The sequence below is a fragment of the Streptomyces sp. NPDC039430 genome, from assembly GCF_055639435.1.
Genome location: NZ_JBVKAK010000004.1, coordinates 82,448 through 103,518, shown reverse-complemented (window position 1 = coordinate 103,518; position 21,071 = coordinate 82,448). Strand labels below are relative to the sequence as shown.

Here is a 21,071-nt window from a genome sequence, read left to right as displayed (position 1 = left end):
ACCGGCCCACCGCTGACGGGCGCCGGCCGACACGAGGCCCGGAGCCCCGGCGCAGCCACACCGGCGGCGATGCTCTGCTTCTCGTAGCACCGCGGCAGTGCCCGGCCCGTTGCCCCGGACGGCGCCCAGGGCAGTGGGGGGTTCGGCTGTATGTGGGCAGACTGCAGCGGCAGTTACTGGCTCGACCGAGAGGCGTTGCTCCGATGGCGATCTACACCTACGGCGGCACCCCGTCCGATGTCCTCACCACCACGACCGGAGACGTGCTGCCCGACTACCCCGTCAACGTCCGTGTCGCCGGCACCGGAGAGCTGATCACGGCCCTGTACGAGGCCGATGGCAGCACCCCGATCGGCGCTCTGCGCTCCAACCCGGCGAGCCACCCCGCCCCGGGGGCGGTCCGCACCTTCAAGGTCGACGGCATCACGGCGATCGAGTACGAGTACCTCGACGCGGCGGGGCGGCCGGTGCGCCGGCACCAGGCCGCGCGTGAGGCCGCGACAAGGGCCCTCGAACACATCCAAGGCACGTTCGACACGACGACCACCCCCGGCACGCTCGCCGCGGCCCGGTCCGATTCCTCCGGGCAGGGCGTGTTCGATGTGACGGCGTTCGGGGCGAAGGGCGACGGCATCGCCGACGACACCACACCCATCCAGGCCGCGCTGGACGCCGCGTACAACGCCGGCGGCGGCAGCGTGTTCTTCCCGGGCGGCCGTACGTACAACGTCAACACGTTCATGGTGGTCCGGGCGAACACCACGATCTGGGCGTACGGCGCGTCCATCCGCTCCACACACGCGACCACCGGCGTCCTGCGCAACTTCTACGGCACCGACGTCTTCAACGGGTACGGCGGGCACTCCCACATCAAGATCCTGGGCGGCACCTGGGACTGCAACGCCTACTCCGCGGCCTTGGGCACAGGCGTCGTCACCGCCACGACGAACACCATGTGCTTCATCCACTGCGCGGACATCACCGTGCGGGACTGCCGTCTCCTGGACTCGTCGAGCGCTCACGCGCTGGAATTCAACGCGGTCAAGGGCGCTGTGGTGGAGGCATGCCGCTTCGAGGGTTTCACCGACAACAGCGGCGACGGCTCACGCAGGTCGTCCGAGGCCGTCCAGATCGACATCGCCAAGGCGGGCAGCAGCAGCATCGGCGCGTTCGACGGAACACCGGCGGTCGACATCCGTGTCTCCGGCTGCTGGTTCGGCCCGAGCGCCCGCCTCGGCACCTTCGGCCGGGCGATCGGCTCGCACGCCCAGGTCGCCGGCAGGTACTTCGACGACATCGTCATCGAGAACTGCGTGATCGAGGGAGCGCTGGAGAGCGGAATCCGCGGCTGGAACTGGCGCCGCGCGAAGATCCGCGGCAACACCATCCGCGACACCGCGGCGTCCGGCGTCTACGTATCGGTTCCTGACCCGGCAGCGGGCACCGTCTACACCTCGTACGGCATCACCATCACCGACAACATCATCGAGGGCACGGTGACCGGGTCCGGGATCCGGGTCCTCGGGTACGACACGGCACCGGTCACCGACGTGGTGATCAACAACAACACGGTCAGGGGCGCGGCCGCCACCACCGCGAACGGCGTCCAGCCGCAGTGCACGCCGGGCGCGGTCGTGTCCGGCAACCTCGTGGACGGTGTGCGGTCGACGGGCATCTTCCCGCAGTACTCGGACGGCGTGAACCTCACCGGCAACACACTCAGGAACACCTTCTCGAACGCCGTCAACGTCGCCGGGTGCACGGCCGCCTCCGTCACGGACAACGTCGTCGACACCACCGGCTCCAACCACGGCATCGTCATCGGAGGAGGCACCGACGGCCGCGCCGGGGCCGGGGCCCTCGTCGCCGGAAACCGGATCCGCGCGGCCGCCGTCGCCGGAATCCGGTTATCGCAGCCCGGCTGTCACATCACCGGCAACAAGGTCATGAAGGGCTCGGGCACGACCGTCAACGGGATCTCGCTCACCCCGGCCGCGACCGGCTGTGTGATCACCGGCAACGACCTCGCCGGCAACGGCTGGACCGTCGCCGCGGCGCTCCTCACCTCGACGGCGGTCCCGGTGGTGACCGCCCAGGGCGGAACCGTCCTGCCGGGATCGAATGTCGTCCACGTTCTCGCTTCCCACGGGACGCTCGCCACCGTCGCCGACACTGCCACCGAGACCCCCATCGCCACGGTCACCATCCCCGGCGGCGACCCCCAGCCGGGCTCCGCCTACCGGATCAGGGTGTACGGCACGGCGAGCACCACGGCGACGCCGACGCTCGGCTTCGGCCTGAGGATCGGCGGCACGGTGGTCGCCGCACCGGCGACCGTGACGGCCCGGTCCGGGGTGTCGGGGAAGGGCTGGATGGCCGAGGCGGTCCTGCACTGCGTCGGCGACGGCGTCTCCGGCACCTGGGCCGGCGGACTGACACTCATGCAGCAGTACGGCACCGCCTCCGTCGTCACGTCCATGTCCGACGGCGCCGTCACGCACGACACCACAACGAACATGGCCGTCGCCGTCACCGCGAAATGGTCCGTGGCGAGCGCGAGCAACACGGCGACGGCGACAGCGGCGGTCGTCGAGCGGATCGGCTGACCCCACCGGGCGCCGACGACGCCGACGCTCCACCGCCGCCGCGACGCGACAGGCGGCCGGACCGGTCAGGAATCGAGAAGCGCGCGTCACGAGCCGCGCCTAGCATGATCGTCATGGACATCACCATTCACACCAGCTTCCTCCCGCATGTCGACCCGGACGCGTCCATGGCCTTCTACCGCGACGTCCTCGGCTTCGAGGTGCGCAGCGACGTCGGACAGGGCACGATGCGCTGGATCACGGTCGGCCCCGTCGACCAGCCCAGCACCTGCATTCTCCTGGCGCCGCCGACCGCCGACCCCGGGGTCACCGAGGACGAGCGACGCGTCATCGCCGAGATGATGGCCAAGGGCACGTACGGCTGGATCCTGCTGGCGACCCGAGACCTCGACGCCACTTTCGAGCAGGTGCAGGCGGCCGACGCCGAGGTCGTCCAGGAGCCGACCGAGCAGCCGTACGGCATCCGCGACTGCGCCTTCCGTGATCCCGCCGGCAACATGGTCCGCATCCAGGAGCTTCGCTGAGCCGTGCGGCGCGATCGCGTCGTGGCGACCTCGGCGTCACCGAGGTCCGTCATCGGGTCGGCTACGCCGGCCTGGTGATGAGCTCGTCGGCGACCCACCGTGCGACATCGGCGGGGTAGGGCGCCGGCAGTCCGAGGACGATGTGCCGGAAGCCGGCGACGATCGCCTCGTCGATCGCGTTCCGCGTGGCGCCCGGCCGGTCGTAGGAGACGGGCAGGTGGATCGAGCGGGTGACCGAGGCGGGGTCGCGGCCGATCTCGGCGCAGTAGCGGTCCAGCAGCGCACCGCGGCGGACGACGTCGTCGATGTCGCCGCCCGGGATGTTCCACAGGTCGGCGTGCTCGGCGACCACGCGCAGCGTCGGGGACGAGCGTCCGCCGATGAGGATCGGCGGGTGGGGACGCTGGACGGGTCTGGGGTTGCCGAACGCTTCCGTGAGGTGGTGGTACGTGCCGTGGAAGTCGAACGGTTTCTCCTCGGTCCACAACCGCCGGATCACCACGCAGGCTTCGGCGAGACTCCCCACCGCGTGCGCGGAGTCGTGGTACGGCAGACCGTGTGCGTCGTATTCACGCCGGGCCAGGGGATGCCCGGGGCGTGATCCGGCGCCGATGCCGAAGTCGAGCCGGCCGCCGGAGACGATGTCGACGGTCGTGGCGATCTTGGCCAGCATCGCGGGTGGCCGGAACCGGTTGCTGGTCACCAGCACACCGATCCGCAGTCGTCGGGTGTGGGCGGCGAGTGCCGAGAGCAGTGTCCAGCCTTCGTAGGCCGGTCCGTCCGGGTCACCGCCGATCGGCATGAGGTGATCGAACAACCACGCGTGCTCGATCTCCGGGATCGTGTCCGCCTCGCGCCAGACCCGCAGGACGTCGTGATAGTCGACCTGCGAGGGCGCGGTCATGATCCCGAAACGAGGCCGGGGTATGTGGGACATGGAGCTGTTGGTCCTTTCGGCACCGGCGGCGCCGCCCGGGGCGCGCTGCCGAGGTTCAGGCGGAAGACTCTTCCGGTACGGCGCGGTACGCGGTCCGCCCGGTCAGCGGCGCCGCAGTGACGGGTCGAGCAGCGCCGGCGGAGTGTCGTGCTTCTCGTGCGCGGCCAGGTCGACACCGGGGGCCACGATCGCGTCGATCGCGTCGAGTACGTCGGCGGAGAGCACCGTGTCCGCGGCGGCGAGTTGCGCGTGCAGATGGTCCAGCGTGCGGGGGCCGATGATCGCGCCGGTCACGGCCGGGTGCGCGGTCACGAATCCCAGCGCGAGCTGGATCATGGTCAGGCCCGCCTCGTCCGCGACGTCGGCCAGCTGCTCGACGGCATCGAGCCTGGCCCGGTTGGAGGGGATGGTGGTGTCGAAGCGCTGCGGCATCAACGTCGAGCGGCTGGTGGTGATGGCCCGGCCCGCGCGGATCGCGCCCGACAGCCAGCCCGAGGCCAGCGGGCTCCACGCCAGCACGCCGAGCCCGTATTCCTCGGTCACGGGCAGTACGTGGGTCTCGATCCCGCGCTGCAGGACCGAGTAGCTGGGCTGTTCGGTGACATACCGGCCGAGGTGGTGGTCCCGGGCGGCCCACTGGGCTTGCACGAGGCGGTACGCGGGGAACGTCGAGGAGCCGAAGTACCGGATCTTTCCGGCGCGCTGCAGGTCGGTCAGCGCCGACAGCGTCTCCTCGTCGCCGGTGCGCGGGTCCCATCGGTGGATCTGGTAGAGATCGACGTGGTCGACGCCGAGACGGCGCAGGCTGTTGTCCAGCTCGGTGACCAGCCAGCGGCGCGAACCGCCCTGATGGTTGCGCTCGCCGCCCATCGGCATGCCCGCCTTCGTGGCCAGCACGATGTCGTCACGGCGGCCGGCGATGGCCTTGCCGACGATCTCTTCCGACTCACCGTCGCTGTACATGTCGGCGGTGTCGATGAGGTTGATCCCGCCCTCAAGAGCGGCATCGACGATGGCGGTGGCCTCGTCCTGGGTGGTGCGCCCGATCTTGCCGAAGTTCATCGCGCCGAGTGCGAGTGAGCTGACCTGCACGCCGGTGCGGCCCAAGGTGCGGTACTGCATGACCGTGTTCCTCCATTGCGGATGAAGCGTGGTGGCATCACGTGGTGACAGGGCGTGGCGACAACGGTGTGATGTGGTCGCCGGACCCGTGCTCCGGCATGATGAGTAAACGGAACATCGTTCCGTTACGAACAATACGGAACACTGTTCCGTTTTGCAAGCGCGGTGGCGGAGGGGTGACGCGGCGCGGTGGAGGGGGCGGTGGCGACGTCATGTGCCGGCCGGCAGCAGCGCGGTGATCGCCGCGACGGCGGCTCGCGGTTCGTCGGCGTGACAGCGGATCGTATGAACCTCGGTGCGCCGTCCCCACAGGCCCACGGCGGTGACCGGGCGGGCCAGCTCGACAGTGATCGAGGTCTGCGATGCGACGGCCACGACCAGCACCGCGTCCTCGGACTTGTTCGCGTCGGGGAACCGGAGGTCATGGCGGGCGGACACGATCAGGTGGAGCGGAATCCGAAGGTCGAGCCGTGCTCCGCGGCGTATCCGCAGCCCGCCAGGGCCCACGGTGTGCGGGCGGGTGACGGCGGCGGCGTGCAGCCCCAGCGCGAGAAACACCGTGTAGAGGTCGACCAGCAGCATGATCAAGTGGGCGACCGGAAAGGGGGCGAGGAGGAACCACATCCCGATCGCCTCGATCACCAGCACGAACACCAGCCCGTACATCGTGGGTGCTTGAGCACGCGCGTACCCGACAGAGCTGTCGGCGCCCCCGACCCCGTGCGTGCGCCGGACCGCCCACAGTCCGAGGCTCACCATCCAACGCGCCTCGTGTGCTGCCAGCCGTCGAGTCCGTGCGACGAGTTCCCCGGTCCTCGTGCGCCTCAGTGAATCAGAGGAAGATCGCCGAATTCCTCCGAATCCTTCGATAAACCGAAGAGGAGAGCCTGATGGTGCGCATTGACATTCTGATCGATCGCGCAGAGACTCCCTCCCATGTATGAGGTCCCGCTGCTCACCCGCGAGCTGTGCGTCGACCTCCTTCGTGTGTCCAGCGCACGCTGTTGACCCTCCAGCCCGCCCCCGTATGGCGTCCGCGACGATGGACGGGAAGCCGCTCGTCCTGAGGCCGGGCGGGCGTGCGCGCGGCCGCCCGGTGACGTCCTGACCGGTGCCGGACCCGGCGATATGCGTCGCCCCCGACCGCGTGCGGGTGCGATACAACCCGGTTCGCCGCCATCGCCGCCATCGCCGCCGCGCCGGCCGAGCAGAGATCGGAATCATGATGAGTCTGGAATTCCTCTGGTACATCCCCAACACCATCGAACCGGGCCACCGCGGCGACGACACGACGACCGGCTGGGGCTCCATCGAGTACTCCACCGAGCTCGCCCGCACGGCGGAGGCGCACGGCTGGGGCGGCGCGCTCCTGGGTACCGGCTGGGGGCGCCCGGACACCTTCACCCTCGCCACCGCGCTGGCCGCCCGGACCAGCACCTTCAAGCCCTTGATCGCGATCCGCCCCGGCTACTGGCAGCCGGCCCACTTCGCCGCCGCGGCGGCGACACTCGACCAGCTCAGCCGCGGCCGGGTCCTGGTCAACATCGTCAGCGGACTCGACAATCCGGCCGCCTACGGCGACCTGCGCAGCGACCCCGCGCAGCGGTACGCCCGCACCCAGGAGTTCCTGCACCTCGTACGGCGTCTGTGGACCGAGGAGGGCGTGACGTTCGACGGCGAGTACTTCCAGGTCAGCGGATCCACGGTCGCACCAGGCCCGTACGTCACCGATACGAGGGCGCATCCGACGCTCTACTTCGGCGGCGCCTCCGAGGCCGCGGAACGGGTGTCGGCGGCGGAGGCGGACGTCCAGCTCTTCTGGGGCGAACCACTCGACGGCCTCGCCGAACGCATCGACCGGCTCAAGGCGTTGAGCGAGCAGGTGGGACGCCGGCACCAGCCCCTCCAGTTCGGACTGCGGATCACCACGCTGGTGCGCGACACCACGGAGGAGGCATGGCGGGCGGCCGAGGAGAAGGTCGCGAAGATGACGGAGGACTCGGGGGAGTCCACCTGGACGGGGAACCGCTGGACCGCCACCGGACAGCAGCGGCTCTTCGACCTCGCCGCGCGCGGCGAGGTCCTCGACACCTGCCTGTACACCACTCCCGGCAAGGTCGGCGGCGGGGGAGCGGCGACCACCTGGCTGGTCGGCTCGGCCGCCGACGTGGCCACGGCACTGGGCAACTACCGCGCGCTGGGCATCACCCACTTCGTCCTCTCCGACACCCCGTACAAGCAGGAGACCGTCCGTATCGGGGACCAGCTGCTGCCCAGGCTGCGCTGACCTCCGCGACCGGCGGCGCGACGCCGGTCACCCTCGCCGTCGTGCCCGGGGCTCAGGCCGCGTCGGGTACCGCCTCGATCCCGCTCCGGAAGGCCGGGTGGTCGCCGAGGCGGCTCACGTAGGCCCGGAGCCGGGGGTACGAGCGGAGGGTGCCGGCCGGGCCGAGATGGACGAGCGCCACCCACAGGTCCACGTCCGCGGCCGTCAGATCCTCGCCCAACGCGTGTGGCTGTGCGGCGAGTTGACGGTCCAGCCGGCTCAGTGCCGCCGAGCGTCCCGGGGACTGGGCGGCCGGGGTGATCTCCCGGTCCAGCAGGTCGCGGAGGGCGTCGATGTCCGGGGCGAGTGCCGGCGGGTTGAGGGGGGAGGGGCGCGCTTCGTCATGGCCGGAGAACAGGCTCGCGAGGTCGCGGAGGATCCCGTCGGTATCGTTGCTGACGATGCGTCCGCTCCAGCGGTCGCGCAGCGCGGGCGCGGTGAACGGCCCGTCGTAGTGGTGCACCGTCGCCTCGTACGCGCCGCGCAGCGAGGCGAAGGCGTCGGGCGTTCCGGCGGGGTGTGTCAGGAGCGTGGTGCCGACCGAGTCCTTCAGGCCGAGCAGGTCGAGGGTGACCGAGATGCGCAGTGAGCGGGGACAACACGCCGACAGGTAAAGGTCGTAACGGTGCGGTGCCGGGTAGAAGCCGCCGGCGAGGCCGACGCCGATCCGGCTGTGGAAGTGGTGCGGGCGGGGCGGCGCGGTGGCTCCCCTGGGACGAAGCCTCGAAGCGGACGGATTCTCATGACAGCCACCGGAGGTGGCCGTGCTGGAACTGCGCGAAGCTGTCTCGGGCATGACTCTCCCTTGGGGAACGAGGAAGCCACTGCCGCCTTGTGGGCACCAGCGGCCGGATGCGGAGCGACTGCGCTTTTCGCACGGGTCCGGATCGCGCGGACCGTCGGCGGATCAGTAAGCGCTGGAGACACGCAGGAGATCGATGTGCAGGCGCCTCGTCAAGCCGTTCCTGGGCATTGCCACCCGTTCCAACCTCCGGGGCTCGCGAGACGCGAGACCGCGCTTGCCCCGCCGCGCCGGCGGGACCCGGTCGTCACCCGGAGCACCCCGTCGCGGTGGAAGGGTTGCCTGTCGGCGGGCCGGGGCCGATGACCACATGCGCGGGCGAACCCACGCCGTGGCGCTGACAATCGTGACCGTCCACATCAGTCTCGGTGCGCTCCGTGACGCCGTCAAGGAAGCCGGGCGCTCGGTCTCACCTGATGGTCACTCGCGTACACGCGCGGTGGGTCCGGCGAAAGAAATCCCGACCGCCGGAAGAAAGGGAATAGCCGGGCTGTTGTCGCTGCTGACGTTTGTGTGGTGTGCCCTTGGGGGAGCCACGAGCGCGAGGCCGACAAGGCCCCGGGGCCCAGGAGGCCGCCGGGCCGGAAGGGCGGAGGTGAGGTACATGCGTCCCGTGTCCCGCAGCCGTGCCGTGGCACCCGCCCCGCCCCGCCCTCTGCACCTGTACTCCCGGACGCACATCGACCTGCTGCGCGTGGCCGGCGCGCTCTGTCGCGCGTGACCGCTTGCCCTCACGCGTGACCTGCTGTCCTCCAGCCGCACCCCGAGTGCGGGTGTCGGCTCCCCTCGTACGGCTGATCAGGAAGGCGTCACTCCCTTGTCCTCGTCACCCTCCCCGCTGCACCTCGCCGTCGCCCTCGACGGTGCCGGCTGGCACCCGGCCGCCTGGCGCGAGCCCGTCGCGCGCCCCGGTGAACTGCTCACCGCCGCCTACTGGACCGACCTCGTGACCGAGGCCGAGCGCGGTCTGCTCGACTTCGTGACCATCGAGGACGCGCTCGGTCTCCAGTCCTCGTCGTTCACCGGACCCGACGGCCGCACCGACCAGGTCCGCGGCCGTCTGGACGCCGTTCTCATCGCCGCGCGGGTCGCCCCGCTGACCCACCACATCGGCGTGGTGCCGACGGTCGTGGCCACCCACACGGAGCCGTTCCACCTCTCCAAGGCGATCGCCACCCTCGACTATGTGAGCACCGGCCGCGCCGGCCTGCGCGTACAGATCACGGCACGCCAGAACGAGGCCGCGCACTTCGGACGCCGTACGTTCCCGCCGTTCCGCCGGGAGGACTACGACACGCCCGCTGTACGGGAGATCGTGGCCGATGCCTTCGACGAGGCCGCGGACTACGTCGAGGTCGTGCGCCGGCTCTGGGACAGCTGGGAGGACGACGCGGAGATCCGGGACGTCGCCACCGGCCGTTTCATCGACCGCGACAAGCTCCACTACATCGACTTCGAGGGCAGGCACTTCAGCGTCAAGGGCCCCTCCATCACGCCCCGCCCACCCCAGGGCCAGCCACTCGTCAGCGCCCTCGCCCACTCCACCAGCGGCTACCGGCTGGTGGCACGGGCCGCCGACATCGGTTACGTCACCCCGTCCGGCGCGGGCCAGGCCCGCGCCGTCGTCGAGGAGATCCGCGCCGAGCAGACCGCGGCAGGCCGCGCCCACGAGACCCTGCACGTCTTCGGCGACCTGGTGGTCTTCCTCGACGACGATCCCGCCGAGGCGGCGGCCCGCCGGGAGCGCCTGGACGGCCTCGCGGGATCCCCGTACACCAGCGACGCCCGGATCTTCACCGGCACCCCGGCCCAACTCGCCGATCTGCTGCAGGAACTGGCGTCGGCGGGGCTGTCCGGCTTCCGGCTGCGCCCCGCCGTCGCCGGTCACGACCTTCTGGCGATCACCCAGCGCCTGGTCCCCGAACTCCAGCGCCGGGGCGCCTTCCGCCGCGTGTACGAGGCCGGCACCCTGCGCGGGCTGCTCGGGCTCGCCCGCCCGGCCAACCGCTACGCCGCCGCCCCGACCGCCTGAGCCCGAAGGAGCCTCCTCCCATGAGCAAGCCGCTCAAGCAGATCCACCTCGCGGCCCATTTCCCCGGCGTCAACAACACCACCGTGTGGAGCGACCCCGAGGCCGGCAGCCATATCGAGTTCAGTTCCTTCGCGCACCTCGCGAAAACCGCCGAACGCGCCAAGTTCGACTTCCTGTTCCTCGCCGAGGGACTGCGACTGCGTGAACAGGGCGGCAAAATATATGACTTGGACGTCGTCGGCCGTCCCGACACCTTCACCGTCCTCGCCGCGCTGGCCGCCGTCACCGAACACCTCGGCCTCACCGGCACCATCAACTCCACCTTCAACGAGCCCTACGAGGTGGCCCGCCAGTTCGCCAGCCTCGACCACCTCTCGGGCGGACGGGCCGCCTGGAACGTGGTCACCTCCTGGGACGCCTTCACCGGCGAGAACTTCCGGCGCGGCGGCTTCCTCCCGCAGGAGGAGCGCTACTCGCGTGCCAAGGAGTTCCTCTCCACCGCGAACGAACTCTTCGACTCCTGGCGCGGGGACGAGATCGTCGCCGACCGGGAGACCGGTACCTTCCTGCGGGACGCGCAGGCCGGAGCCTTCGTCCACCAGGGCCCGCACTTCGACATCCGGGGGCAGTTCAACGTCCCGCGCAGCCCGCAGGGCCGTCCGGTGATCTTCCAGGCCGGGGACTCCGACGAGGGACGCGAGTTCGCCGCGTCGAGCGCCGACGCCATCTTCAGCCGGTACGCCACCCTCAAGGAGGGCCAGGCGTTCTACACCGACGTCAAGGGCCGTCTGGCCCGGTACGGCCGCGGCCACGACCAGCTGCTGATCCTGCCCGCCGCGAGCTTCGTGCTCGGCGACACCGACACCGAGGCGGAGGAACTGGCCCGTGTGGTGCGCCGCCAGCAGGTGAGCGGGGCCACGGCCATCAAGCACCTGGAGTTCGTCTGGAACCGGGACCTGTCCGCGTACGACCCGGACGGCCCGCTGCCCGAGATCGACCCCGACCTCGGCGAGCACACCATCGCCCGGGGGCGCGCCCAGGTACGGATGTACCGCGACCCGCTGGCCACGGCCCGCGAGTGGCGCGAGCTGGCCGCCGCCAACAAGTGGTCGATCCGTGACCTCGTCATCGAGACCGGCAGCCGGCAGAGCTTCGTCGGTTCCCCGGCCACCGTCGCCGAGTCCGTCAACGACCTGGTCCAGGCCGACGCCGGCGACGGTTTCATCCTCGTCCCGCACATCACCCCGGGCGGCCTCGACTCCTTCGCCGACCAGGTCGTCCCGCTGCTCCAGGAGCGCGGTGTGTACCGCACGGAGTACGAGGGCACCACTCTGCGCGAGCACCTCGGTCTGGCCCATCCGGACGACGCGCGCGACGAGCGGGCGGCGTCATGAGATTCCTCGCCATCACCCTGATCGTGCACGCCCCGCACCCGGTGACGGGCGTACAGAAGTCCACCCAGGAGCGCTTCCGCGAGGTCCTCGACAACGCGCTCCTCGCCGAGGAGCTGGGATTCGACGGCTTCGGCGTGGGGGAGCGGCACGAGCGGCCGTTCATCTCCTCCTCGCCGCCCGTCGTCCTCAGTCACATCGCCGCCCTCACCTCCCGGATCCGGCTGTTCACCGCGGTCACCACGCTCAGCCTGCTGGACCCGGTGCGGGCGTACGAGGACTACGCGACGCTGGACCACCTCTCCGGCGGACGCCTTGAGCTGATCATCGGCAAGGGCAACGGGGCCGCCCAGCGGGACCTGTTCCAGGTCACCCCCGAGGACCAGTGGGACCGCAACGCCGAGAGCTATGAGGTGTTCCGCACGATCTGGCGCCAGGACAAGGTGACCGCCGCGACCCGCTTCCGCCCGGGACTCACCGACGCGGAGGTGTGGCCCCGGCCGCTCCAGCGGCCGGTCCGGGTCTGGCACGGCAGCGCCACCAGCGAGGAGTCGGTCGATCTGGCCGCCCGCTACGGCGACCCGCTCTTCTCCGCCAACGTCACCAACCCCATAGAGCCCTATGCCGAGTTGATCCGCCACTACCGCGAGCGCTGGGAGCACTACGGCCACGATCCGGCCGCCCTCACGGTCGGTGCGGGGACGGCCGGCTTCTACGCGGCCCGTACCTCCCAGGAGGCGATCGCCGCCTACCGGCCCGTGTTCGAGGGAAACCTGGCGTTCCAGAAGCGGCTGGGTCTGGAGCCGGTGTTCCCGACCCTGGAGGACTTCGTGGAGCGCAGCTCGGCGCTGATCGGCAGCCCCCAGCAGATCATCGAGAAGGTGCGGCGCTACCACGAACGGTTCGGGCACACCGTGCTGCATCTGCACGCGGACGCGGGAGGGCTGACGGATCGCCAGCACCGTGACTCCCTCGCACTGTTCCAGTCGGACATCGCTCCGGTACTGCGCCGTGAGATCCCCGATCCCCCGTTCTCCTGGGGACCGGTCCTCGCGGAGCCCGCCCCGGTGTCCGCGCCCGCCGACCACTGAGGAGCCTCCGCACATGTCCGACATACCCCTCGGCGTCCTCGACCTGGTCCCGGTCTCGTCCGGTTCCACCGCCACCGAGGCGCTGCGCAACTCCATCGACCTGGCCCGGCGGACCGAGAGCTTCGGCTACACCCGCTACTGGTACGCCGAGCACCATCTCAACCCGGGCGTGGCCGGCACCTCGCCCGCGGTCGTCCTCGCCCTGACCGCCTCCGCGACCTCGACCATCCGGCTCGGCTCCGGCGCCGTGCAACTCGGCCACCGCACCGCCCTGTCCACGGTCGAGGAGTTCGGCCTGATCGACGCGCTGCACCCCGGGCGCCTCGACCTGGGCCTCGGCCGCTCCGGCGGCCGGCCGCCCGGCGGGCCCGTCGCTCCGCCGCCGACGGCGACCCCCGTGGTCGACGGCCGCACCCCGGGCGGCCTGCGCATCCCCGCCCGCTTCTCCTTCGAGCACCTGCTCGGCTCGCCGCGTATCGCGCTCCAGCGGAAACTGCTCCTCCTGCCGAACGCCGAGTCGCAGGCATACGGCGAGCAGATCGACGACATCCTGGCGCTGCTGGCGGGCACGTACCGCTCCGCTGACGGCATCGAGGCCCATGTCGTGCCGGGAGAGGGCGCCGACATCGAGATCTGGATCCTGGGCAGCAGCGGCGGCGAGAGCGCCGAGGTCGCGGGCCGGGGCGGTCTGCGGTTCGCGGCGAACTACCACGTCAGTCCGGCCACGGTGCTGGAGGCGGTGGAGGGCTACCGCGCCGCGTTCCAGCCTTCCGAGGTCCTCGACAAGCCGTACGTCAGTGTGTCCGCGGACGTCGTGGTCGCCGAGGACGACGAGACCGCCCGCGAACTCGCCACCGGCTACGGCCTCTGGGTCCGCAGCATCCGTACGGCCGAGGGCGCGATCCCGTTCCCCACGCCCGACGAGGCACGCGCCCACGCATGGTCCGACGCGGACCGGGCGCTGGTCCAGGACCGTCTGGACACCCAGTTCGTCGGCTCCCCCGGCCGGGTCGCCGATCAGCTGGCCCAGCTCCAGGAGGCCACCGGGGCCGATGAGTTGCTGATCACCACGATCACCCACGGCCACGCGGACCGGGTGCGGTCCTACGAGCTGCTGGCCGAGGAGTGGCGCACGAGGTAGCCGGACACCGGCGAAGTGTGACGGGCACCGCGTCACCGCGCGGTGCCCGTCAGCCGTTCACGGCCACACCAGCGGCCCATCATGTGGGACAGCCGGTCACCCGCCGCGCACACGCCGCTGCGCAGGGGTGTGGATTCGCGAGAGCGTACGGTCTCTCACGAATCTGCACACCGGTCACGCGGGCGGCACATCATCTTCCGGCGGGCTTCGCAGGCGGGTCCTGTAGTCCGCGTGTTGGCATGGAATGTCTCGTTCCGTCGCCGAGGGGGAGCCCAGTTCGCGGCACATCACGCCCGTGAAGACGTGGGGATACTGCCACCACTTCATGAACACGCCTGCACACCATGCCGTTTCGGCGCCGCGATACGTCGCGACCGGGAACGCTGTGATTGGCAACGCGGCGCGACCCCGTGCTTTCATCCTTCGCACCGCGGCAATCGCACAGACGGAAGGCCCCATTCCGGGGCCCTGCGGAGCGCGTGACCGCTGCGGGAATTCCGAGATATCAGCGCGAAGGGAAGCAACCAACATGTCCTTCACCCCGCAGGTCGAGACCCAGGAAATCTCCGACAGCGACCTGGACAACGTGTCCGGTGGCCTCGTCGACGGTCTGGTCGGCACCGTCGTCTCCACCGCTGACTCCGTCGCCCCCGTCTCGGAGATCGTCGGAACCGCCACCGGTGTGGTCGGCGGCCTCACGGCCGGCCTCCCGGTCGGCGTCGGCGTCAACCTCTGAGTCGGGTCAGGTGCCGCTGAGCGGCACGACCCCGCGTGGTGATCACTAGCCACGCGCGGTGACCACGGCGCGTCGGCGGCTTCCCCGGCCGACGGACCGCGCCATGTGCCCCGGTGCCGCTCCAGGTTCCGGGGCATACGGCCGCCCGAGGCCGGAGCAGGACCCGACGGCCGGAAAGAACGGCCCCGGAAAGAACGGCCCCGGAAGAACGGCCCGGAAGGGAGGAGTGTGTCGTGCAGTTCCGCCAGCAGGCGCTCGCCAAGCTGCGCTCGCCGGAGGAAATCGATCTGCCGGTGCGCTTCGCCCGGCCCCAGGGCTGTCTCGTCCTCGCCGTCACGGTCGTGGTCATGGCCGCCGCCACCGTCTGGGCGGTGACGGGCTCCTTGTCGTCCACCGTCGGCGCCGCCGGAATCCTCACCCACGGGCAGGGCGGTTATGTCCTGCAGAGCCCGGTCGCCGGCCAGGTCACCGAGGTGCTCGTCGAGGAGGGCAGGCGCGTTCCCGCGAACACACCGCTCCTGAAGGTCCGTACGGCGGGCGGGACAGCCGTCGTCCGTACGCTCGCCGCGGGCCGGCTGACAACACTCGTCGCGACGATCGGCTCCGTGGTCACCCCCGGCACGGACGTCGCGGCCGTGGAGCGGATCGACGGCCCGGACGATCCGCTCATGGCGATGCTGTACCTGCCGGCCGGCAACGGCTCCGAGATCCCGGTGGGAGCCTCGGTCGATCTCACCGTCCAGTCCGTGCCGGCCAAACGGTACGGGGTTCTGCGCGGTGAGGTGACGTCAGTGGGACGGACCGGGCTGACGGCCCAGCGGATCGCCGGCGCCCTCGGCAGCGACCAGCTGGGCGAACACTTCTCGAAGGGCGGACAGCCCGTTCCCGTCCTCGTACGACTGGACCGCTCCTCGTCCACCACATCCGGATTCACCTGGTCGACCTCGGACGGTCCGCCATACGCGGTCGACTCCATGACGCTCGCCGACGGCACCATCCACCTGGCCGAACAGCGTCCGATCGATTGGCTGCTGCCGTGACCGTACCGAACGCCTCGGCGACGCCGGACGAACGACCCGGATCGCGGGAACGGCCCGTGCCGGCCGGGCACGGCCGGCACCGCCCGGGGCCCGCCCGGCCCCCGCGGCCCGGACGGGCCGCCAAGTCCGGCAGGTCCGCCAAGCCCCCGAAGCGTTCCCGGGCCGCCGCGTCCGCCTCGGCCAAGCAGCCGAAGGCCGTACGGACGCCCACCATCCTCCAGATGGAGGCCGTGGAGTGCGGCGCCGCCTCGCTCGCCATGGTGCTCGCCCACTACGGGCGCCACGTCCCACTCGAAGAACTGCGCGTCGCGTGCGGCGTGTCCCGCGACGGCTCCCGCGCCGGCAACCTGCTGAAGGCGGCGCGGAGTTACGGTCTCCAGGCCAAGGGCATGCAGATGGAACCGGCGGCGCTCGCCGGGGTGCGGCCACCGGCCATCCTCTTCTGGGAGTTCAACCATTACGTCGTCTACGACGGCATGGGACGCAGACCGGGCCGTCGGGGCGTGTACGTCAACGATCCGGGCAAGGGCCGCCGCTTCGTCTCCCCCGAGGACTTCGACACGAGTTTCACCGGGGTCGCGCTCGTCTTCGAGCCGTCGGCCGACTTCCGCGAGGGCGGCCGCAAGGAGGGCGTGCTGGGCGCGGTACCGGCGCGGCTGCGCGGCACGACCGGCACGCTCCTGGCCGCCCTGCTCGCCAGCCTGCTCCTGGTCGGAGTCGGCGCGGTGGTGCCGGCGCTGAGCCGTACGTACATCGACATGTTCCTGATCGGCAAGCAGACCTCGCTGCTCGGGCCGCTGTTCGCCGCGATGGCGACGATGGTGGTGCTCACTGCCCTACTGACCGGCCTGCAGCAGGCCAATCTGCTGCGCGGCCGCATCATCTCGTCGACGCTGAGCAGCGCCCGGTTCCTGCGCCACCTGCTCCGGCTGCCGGTCACCTTCTTCGCCCAGCGCGGCCCCGCCGATCTGGTCCAGCGCCTCCAGTCGAACGACACGGTAGCCGAAACACTGGCACGGGATCTCGCGGCGGCCGGCGTGGACGGGGTGGTGGTGATCCTCTATGCCGTCCTGCTGTGGACGTACGATCCCCAGCTCACCGTCGTCGGAGTGCTGATCGCGCTGCTCAACGTGGTCGCGATGCGGATCGTCATCCGGCTGCGTGCCACCCACACCCGGAAACTGCGTGCGGACAGCGCCCGGCTCACCAACACCTCGTACAACGGCCTGCAGTTGATCGAGACCCTGAAGGCCACCGGCGGCGAGAACGGCTACTTCCGCCGCTGGGCGGGCCAGCACGCCACCACGCTGGAGGTGCAGCAGCGCCTCGGCGTACCGACCGCCGCGCTCGCCGTCGTCGCACCGGCCCTCGCGACACTCAACAGCGCGCTGATCCTCTGGATCGGCGGACTGCGCGCGGTCGAGGGCCATATCTCCATCGGCCTGCTCGTCGCGTTCCAGGCCCTCGTCACGCGCTTCACCGCGCCGATCACCCGGCTGAACGGCGTGGCGGGCCGGGTCCAGGACTTCGCCGCCGACGTGGCCAGGCTGAAGGACGTCGAGAGCTTCCCGGCCGACGAGCTGTACACGCGCCCGACGCGGGACGACGCGAACACCCGCAGGCTGACGGGCCATGTGCGGCTGGAGAACATCACCTTCGGCTACAGCCCGCTGGACGCGCCGCTGCTCAAGGACTTCTCCCTCACCGTCGGACCCGGACGGCAGGTGGCGCTCGTCGGCGGCTCCGGCAGTGGCAAATCCACTGTGTCCAGGCTGATTTCGGGACTCTACCGGCCCTGGGAGGGCACGGTCCGTATCGACGGACAGCGTCTGGAGGACATCTCACGCGGCGCGCTGGCCGCCTCGGTCTCCTTCGTCGACCAGGACGTCTTCCTCTTCGAAGGGACCGTCCGCGACAACATCGCCCTGTGGGATCCGTCCATACCGGACGACGCCGTCGTCGAGGCGCTCAAGGACGCCGCGCTGTACGACGTGGTCGCCCGGCGCCCCGGAGGCATCCACAGCCGGGTCGAGCAGGACGGACGCAACTTCTCCGGCGGGCAGCGGCAGCGCCTGGAGATCGCCAGGGCACTCGTCAGGCGACCGAGCATCCTCGTTCTCGACGAGGTCACCAGCGCCCTGGACGCGCTGACCGAGCGGCTCGTCATCGACAACCTGCGACGGCGCGGCTGCGCGTGCGTGGTGATCGCGCACCGGCTGAGCACGGTGCGGGACAGCGACGAGATCGTGGTGCTCGACCACGGGGCGATCGTCGAGCGGGGGCGGCACGAAGACCTGGTCGCGGCCGGCGGCCCGTACGCCGAACTCGTCAAGGAGCACTGAGATGTCGTCCGTATCCCCGCCCGCGGACGGGACCGGAGCGGTGATCCACGCACTCGGCGCACTCGGCGCGCCGTTCGACCACACCGGTCTCGGCAGCGTGCCACTGGAAGGGCCGCACGTCCTGTGGCTCGTCGTGGACGGGACACTGGACCTTTTCGCGGTCGACGCCGCCCAGCAGGGCCACTGGCACCATCTCGGCCGCCTCGAAGCGGGCGCGCTGCTGCTCGGACCGGTCGACGGCGCGCAGCACACCCTGGCGGGCAAGCCCTCGCAGGAGTGCCTGCTGCGCCGGATTCCGCTGCGGGAGCTGTACCGCGCGGAGTACGAGCAGCGGTACGACCCGTACGGGCAGTACGACCCCCGGTACGAGCGGCAGTACGACCGCTACGGACAGCAGGACCCGCATCAGGATCAGTCACAGCCCGGGCCGTACGCGCCGCCGGGCGCGGACGGGACCTGGCCAACGGCGCCGACTCCGCTGGAGCACGCGTTCGCGCTCGGTGTCGGGCGCGGTCTGGGCGTCCTGCTGGAAGCGCCGTTGGACGGCCGCGCCGGGGGAGACGACGCCCTGACCGACGATGACGACCTCCTGTGGATGCGGGTCCCCCCGGGCAGTGTGGCGTACGGCGCCGCGTACAGTGCCGAGGCGGCCGGTGACCTGCTGGTGGACGGCGAGCTGTGGCAGGGGATGGTCAACCAGCAGTACCGGCTGCTGTCCGCGGTCGACCGCTGGATCGAGCGGCTGGAGAACGCCCACGCCGACCGGACCGCGGCCGGTATCAAGGCCGGTGAGGCGGTACGCGCACAGGCGGACCAGGCACTGATCGCCTCCATCGACGGCCCCGCCAGAACCGGACGGAGCGCGGCGGGAAAGCACGGGACGGGTGGCGACGAGGCCGCCTTCGCCATCTGCCAGGTGGTCGCCGAAGCCGCCGGCATCACCCTCCCGGGACCGCCGGGAAGCGGTCCGGTCAACGATCGCGTCGGCCCCGTCGAACGTATCGCCGTCGCCGCCCGCATCCGTACCCGTGCGGTCCGGCTCGACAGGAAGTGGTGGCGTACGGACGCCGGCCCGCTGGTGGGCCACTGGGCCAAGTCGGGCGCGCCGGTCGCGCTGCTGTGGCGGCGCGGCCGGTACGAGGCGGTCAACCCGGCCTCGGGGCTGCGGATGCGGCTCGGCCCGCACAACGCCGGGGAACTGGAGCCGCGTGCCGTCATGTTCTACCGGCCGCTGCCCGACCGGCCCATGACGCCGGTGCGGCTGATGCGCTTCGGGCTGCGCGGCAGCGGCACCGACGCCCGGAATCTCGCCCTGAGCGGGCTGGTCACGGTCGGCCTCGGCGCGCTGGTACCGATCGCGACCGGGCAGGTGCTGGGGGTCTTCGTACCGAACGCCGAGACGAGCCTCATCGCCCAGGTCTCACTGGCCGTCATGATCACCAGCGTGGTCACCGCCGCGTTCGCGCTGCTGCAGAACCTGACCGTGCTGCGTCTGGAGGGCCGGATCGAGAGCGTGCTGCAGCCCGCCGTCTGGGACCGGCTGCTGCGGCTGCCGACGCGGTTCTTCACCGGCCGCTCCACGGGCGAACTGGCCAGTGCGGCCATGGGGATCAGCGGCATCCGCCGGGTGCTCTCCGGTGTCGGCCCGGTGGCCGTGCAGGCGGGCACGGTCGGCGCGATGAACCTCGTACTGCTGCTCTGGTTCAGTGTGCCGCTGGCGCTGGCGGCGATCGCCATGCTGACCGTCATCGCGGCCGTGTTCCTCGGGATGGGATTGTGGCAGGTGCGCTGGCAGCGACGGCTGGTCGAGCTGAGCAACAAGCTCAACAACCAGGCGTTCCAGACCCTGCGCGGGCTGCCCAAGCTGAGGGTCGCGGCGGCGGAGAGCTTCGCGTACGCGGCGTGGGCCGACGAGTTCGCCCGCTCCCGCGAGCTGCAGCAGCGCACGGGCCGGATACGCAACCTGACCACGGTCCTCGACGCCGTCTATCTGCCGCTCTGCTCCCTCACCATGTTCATGCTCCTGGCTGGCCCGGCGCGCGACAGCATGTCGGCGGCCGGATTCCTCACCTTCAACACCTCCGTGACGATGCTGCTGACCTCCGTCACCCAGCTGACCGGCGCGTTCGTCTCGACGGCAGCGGCACTGCCGATGTTCGAACAGCTCAAGCCGGTGCTGGACGAGCCGCCCGAGGTCCGCTCCGCCGGCACCCAGCCCGGCGTCCTGTCCGGCGCGATCGAGGCTCGGAAGCTCTCATTCCGCTATTCCGCCGGCGGTCCGCTGATCCTGGACGACGTGTCCTTGGAGATCCGGCCGGGCGAGTTCGTGGCGATCGTCGGCCCGAGCGGCTGCGGAAAGTCCACCCTGCTCCGGCTCCTCATCGGCTTCGACCAGCCGCTCTCGGGCAGTGTGCTGTACGACGGCCAGGATCTGGCCGCTCTCGACCAGGCGGCCGTGCGCCGGCAGTGCGGCGTCGTCCTGCAGAACGCGCAGCCGTTCACCGGGTCGATCCTGGACTGTGTCAGCGGCGCCGAGACGTTCTCCCAGGAGGAGGTGTGGGAAGCCGCCGAGATGGCCGGGCTCGCTGACGACATCAGACGCATGCCCATGGGCCTGCACACTCTGATCTCCGGTGGCGGCGCGATCTCGGGCGGGCAGCGCCAGCGCCTGATGATCGCCCAGGCTCTCATCCGCCGTCCCCGCATCCTGTTCTTCGACGAGGCCACCAGCGCCCTGGACAACGCGACGCAGCGCGTCGTGACCGAGAGCACCCGCGGACTCCGTGCCAGCCGCCTCGTGATCGCCCACCGGCTGTCCACCGTCATGGACGCCGACCGCGTCATCGTCATGGCGGACGGCCGCGTCGTGGAACAGGGGCCGCCGGCCGTCCTGCTCGCCGACGCGAACGGCCGGCTTCATGAGCTGGTACGGCGCCAGCTCACCCAGTGACCGCCACGTCGTGACCGCCATGCCGTGACCA

At 70.9% G+C, this 21,071-nt stretch carries 16 protein-coding genes and 1 riboswitch; of the genes, 12 read left to right on the top strand and 4 right to left on the bottom strand.

The genetic code is table 11. From position 1 onward, the window contains the following. Positions 1-203 precede the first annotated feature (203 nt). Together ACZ7LS_RS12360 and ACZ7LS_RS12355 are read left to right on the top strand one after the other, a co-directional pair. The gene (locus ACZ7LS_RS12360; RefSeq protein ID WP_385129565.1) at positions 204-2,606 is read left to right on the top strand and encodes a right-handed parallel beta-helix repeat-containing protein; all 2,403 of its coding nucleotides are present in this window, start codon (positions 204-206) and stop codon (positions 2,604-2,606) included. Between the two features lie 113 nt (positions 2,607-2,719). Next, the gene (locus ACZ7LS_RS12355; RefSeq protein WP_385129563.1) at positions 2,720-3,130 is read left to right on the top strand and encodes a VOC family protein; all 411 of its coding nucleotides are present in this window, start codon (positions 2,720-2,722) and stop codon (positions 3,128-3,130) included. A gap of 61 nt (positions 3,131-3,191) precedes the next feature. Here ACZ7LS_RS12355 and ACZ7LS_RS12350 read toward each other — a convergent pair whose 3' ends face one another. The 3 genes from ACZ7LS_RS12350 to ACZ7LS_RS12340 form a co-directional block, all read right to left on the bottom strand. Next, entirely contained in the window at positions 3,192-4,067 is an 876-nt protein-coding gene (locus tag ACZ7LS_RS12350) for an LLM class flavin-dependent oxidoreductase (RefSeq protein ID WP_385129561.1), read from the bottom strand. A 102-nt stretch (positions 4,068-4,169) separates the two neighbouring features. Further along, positions 4,170-5,189, bottom strand: a complete 1,020-nt coding sequence (locus tag ACZ7LS_RS12345; RefSeq protein WP_385129559.1) for an aldo/keto reductase — start codon at positions 5,187-5,189, stop codon at positions 4,170-4,172. Between the two features lie 210 nt (positions 5,190-5,399). Further along, positions 5,400-5,948: a hypothetical protein gene (locus ACZ7LS_RS12340; protein WP_382968234.1), complete on the bottom strand. Its 549-nt coding sequence runs from the start codon at positions 5,946-5,948 to the stop codon at positions 5,400-5,402. 463 nt (positions 5,949-6,411) lie between these two features. On the opposite strand from ACZ7LS_RS12340, the gene ACZ7LS_RS12335 reads away from it, so the two are divergent. After that, entirely contained in the window at positions 6,412-7,476 is a 1,065-nt protein-coding gene (locus tag ACZ7LS_RS12335; protein WP_385129557.1) for an LLM class flavin-dependent oxidoreductase, read from the top strand. A 52-nt stretch (positions 7,477-7,528) separates the two neighbouring features. Here the strand turns inward: ACZ7LS_RS12335 and ACZ7LS_RS12330 are convergent, their stop codons facing one another. Then, positions 7,529-8,311 (bottom strand): glutathione S-transferase family protein, encoded by a 783-nt coding sequence (locus ACZ7LS_RS12330; RefSeq protein ID WP_385129555.1) that lies wholly within the window; start codon positions 8,309-8,311, stop codon positions 7,529-7,531. A gap of 214 nt (positions 8,312-8,525) precedes the next feature. Beyond that, a riboswitch (SAM riboswitch) is annotated at positions 8,526-8,669 on the bottom strand. Between ACZ7LS_RS12330 and ACZ7LS_RS12325 the strand changes: the two genes are divergently transcribed. The 9 genes from ACZ7LS_RS12325 (at position 8,628) to ACZ7LS_RS12285 (ending at position 21,040) form a co-directional block, all read left to right on the top strand. After that, positions 8,628-9,038, top strand: coding sequence for a putative leader peptide (locus ACZ7LS_RS12325; protein WP_385129553.1), 411 nt, complete (start codon positions 8,628-8,630; stop codon positions 9,036-9,038). Its footprint overlaps the riboswitch before it by 42 nt. 96 nt (positions 9,039-9,134) lie before the next feature. Continuing rightward, complete coding sequence (locus ACZ7LS_RS12320; RefSeq protein ID WP_385129551.1) at positions 9,135-10,349, top strand: LLM class flavin-dependent oxidoreductase; 1,215 nt, start codon at positions 9,135-9,137, stop codon at positions 10,347-10,349. 20 nt (positions 10,350-10,369) lie between these two features. Next, positions 10,370-11,743 (top strand): NtaA/DmoA family FMN-dependent monooxygenase, encoded by a 1,374-nt coding sequence (locus ACZ7LS_RS12315; protein ID WP_382519276.1) that lies wholly within the window; start codon positions 10,370-10,372, stop codon positions 11,741-11,743. Continuing rightward, positions 11,740-12,831 (top strand): LLM class flavin-dependent oxidoreductase, encoded by a 1,092-nt coding sequence (locus tag ACZ7LS_RS12310; protein ID WP_382519278.1) that lies wholly within the window; start codon positions 11,740-11,742, stop codon positions 12,829-12,831. Before ACZ7LS_RS12315 ends, ACZ7LS_RS12310 begins: the two co-directional genes overlap by 4 nt. 13 nt (positions 12,832-12,844) lie before the next feature. Further along, a complete protein-coding gene (locus ACZ7LS_RS12305) occupies positions 12,845-13,972 on the top strand; it encodes an LLM class flavin-dependent oxidoreductase (protein WP_382881001.1) in 1,128 nt (375 codons plus the stop codon). Between the two features lie 529 nt (positions 13,973-14,501). Continuing rightward, positions 14,502-14,708, top strand: coding sequence for a type A2 lantipeptide (locus ACZ7LS_RS12300; RefSeq protein WP_382519282.1), 207 nt, complete (start codon positions 14,502-14,504; stop codon positions 14,706-14,708). Between the two features lie 233 nt (positions 14,709-14,941). Continuing rightward, on the top strand, positions 14,942-15,748 hold the full coding sequence (locus ACZ7LS_RS12295) for an HlyD family efflux transporter periplasmic adaptor subunit (RefSeq protein WP_385129548.1): 807 nt from the start codon (positions 14,942-14,944) through the stop codon (positions 15,746-15,748). Then, the gene (locus ACZ7LS_RS12290; protein ID WP_385129546.1) at positions 15,745-18,090 is read left to right on the top strand and encodes an NHLP family bacteriocin export ABC transporter peptidase/permease/ATPase subunit; all 2,346 of its coding nucleotides are present in this window, start codon (positions 15,745-15,747) and stop codon (positions 18,088-18,090) included. Before ACZ7LS_RS12295 ends, ACZ7LS_RS12290 begins: the two co-directional genes overlap by 4 nt. A 1-nt stretch (position 18,091) precedes the next feature. Further along, positions 18,092-21,040, top strand: a complete 2,949-nt coding sequence (locus tag ACZ7LS_RS12285) for an NHLP bacteriocin export ABC transporter permease/ATPase subunit (RefSeq protein ID WP_385129544.1) — start codon at positions 18,092-18,094, stop codon at positions 21,038-21,040. The last annotated feature ends 31 nt before the right edge of the window (positions 21,041-21,071 follow it).

Coding starts and splice junctions, on each gene's coding strand:
- ACZ7LS_RS12360 (WP_385129565.1), top strand. CDS start 204: ATGGCGATCTACACCTACGGCGGCACCCCGTCCGATGTCCTCACCACC.
- ACZ7LS_RS12355 (WP_385129563.1), top strand. CDS start 2,720: ATGGACATCACCATTCACACCAGCTTCCTCCCGCATGTCGACCCGGAC.
- ACZ7LS_RS12350 (WP_385129561.1), bottom strand. CDS start 4,067: ATGTCCCACATACCCCGGCCTCGTTTCGGGATCATGACCGCGCCCTCG.
- ACZ7LS_RS12345 (WP_385129559.1), bottom strand. CDS start 5,189: ATGCAGTACCGCACCTTGGGCCGCACCGGCGTGCAGGTCAGCTCACTC.
- ACZ7LS_RS12340 (WP_382968234.1), bottom strand. CDS start 5,948: ATGGTGAGCCTCGGACTGTGGGCGGTCCGGCGCACGCACGGGGTCGGG.
- ACZ7LS_RS12335 (WP_385129557.1), top strand. CDS start 6,412: ATGATGAGTCTGGAATTCCTCTGGTACATCCCCAACACCATCGAACCG.
- ACZ7LS_RS12330 (WP_385129555.1), bottom strand. CDS start 8,311: ATGCCCGAGACAGCTTCGCGCAGTTCCAGCACGGCCACCTCCGGTGGC.
- ACZ7LS_RS12325 (WP_385129553.1), top strand. CDS start 8,628: ATGCGCGGGCGAACCCACGCCGTGGCGCTGACAATCGTGACCGTCCAC.
- ACZ7LS_RS12315 (WP_382519276.1), top strand. CDS start 10,370: ATGAGCAAGCCGCTCAAGCAGATCCACCTCGCGGCCCATTTCCCCGGC.
- ACZ7LS_RS12310 (WP_382519278.1), top strand. CDS start 11,740: ATGAGATTCCTCGCCATCACCCTGATCGTGCACGCCCCGCACCCGGTG.
- ACZ7LS_RS12305 (WP_382881001.1), top strand. CDS start 12,845: ATGTCCGACATACCCCTCGGCGTCCTCGACCTGGTCCCGGTCTCGTCC.
- ACZ7LS_RS12300 (WP_382519282.1), top strand. CDS start 14,502: ATGTCCTTCACCCCGCAGGTCGAGACCCAGGAAATCTCCGACAGCGAC.
- ACZ7LS_RS12285 (WP_385129544.1), top strand. CDS start 18,092: ATGTCGTCCGTATCCCCGCCCGCGGACGGGACCGGAGCGGTGATCCAC.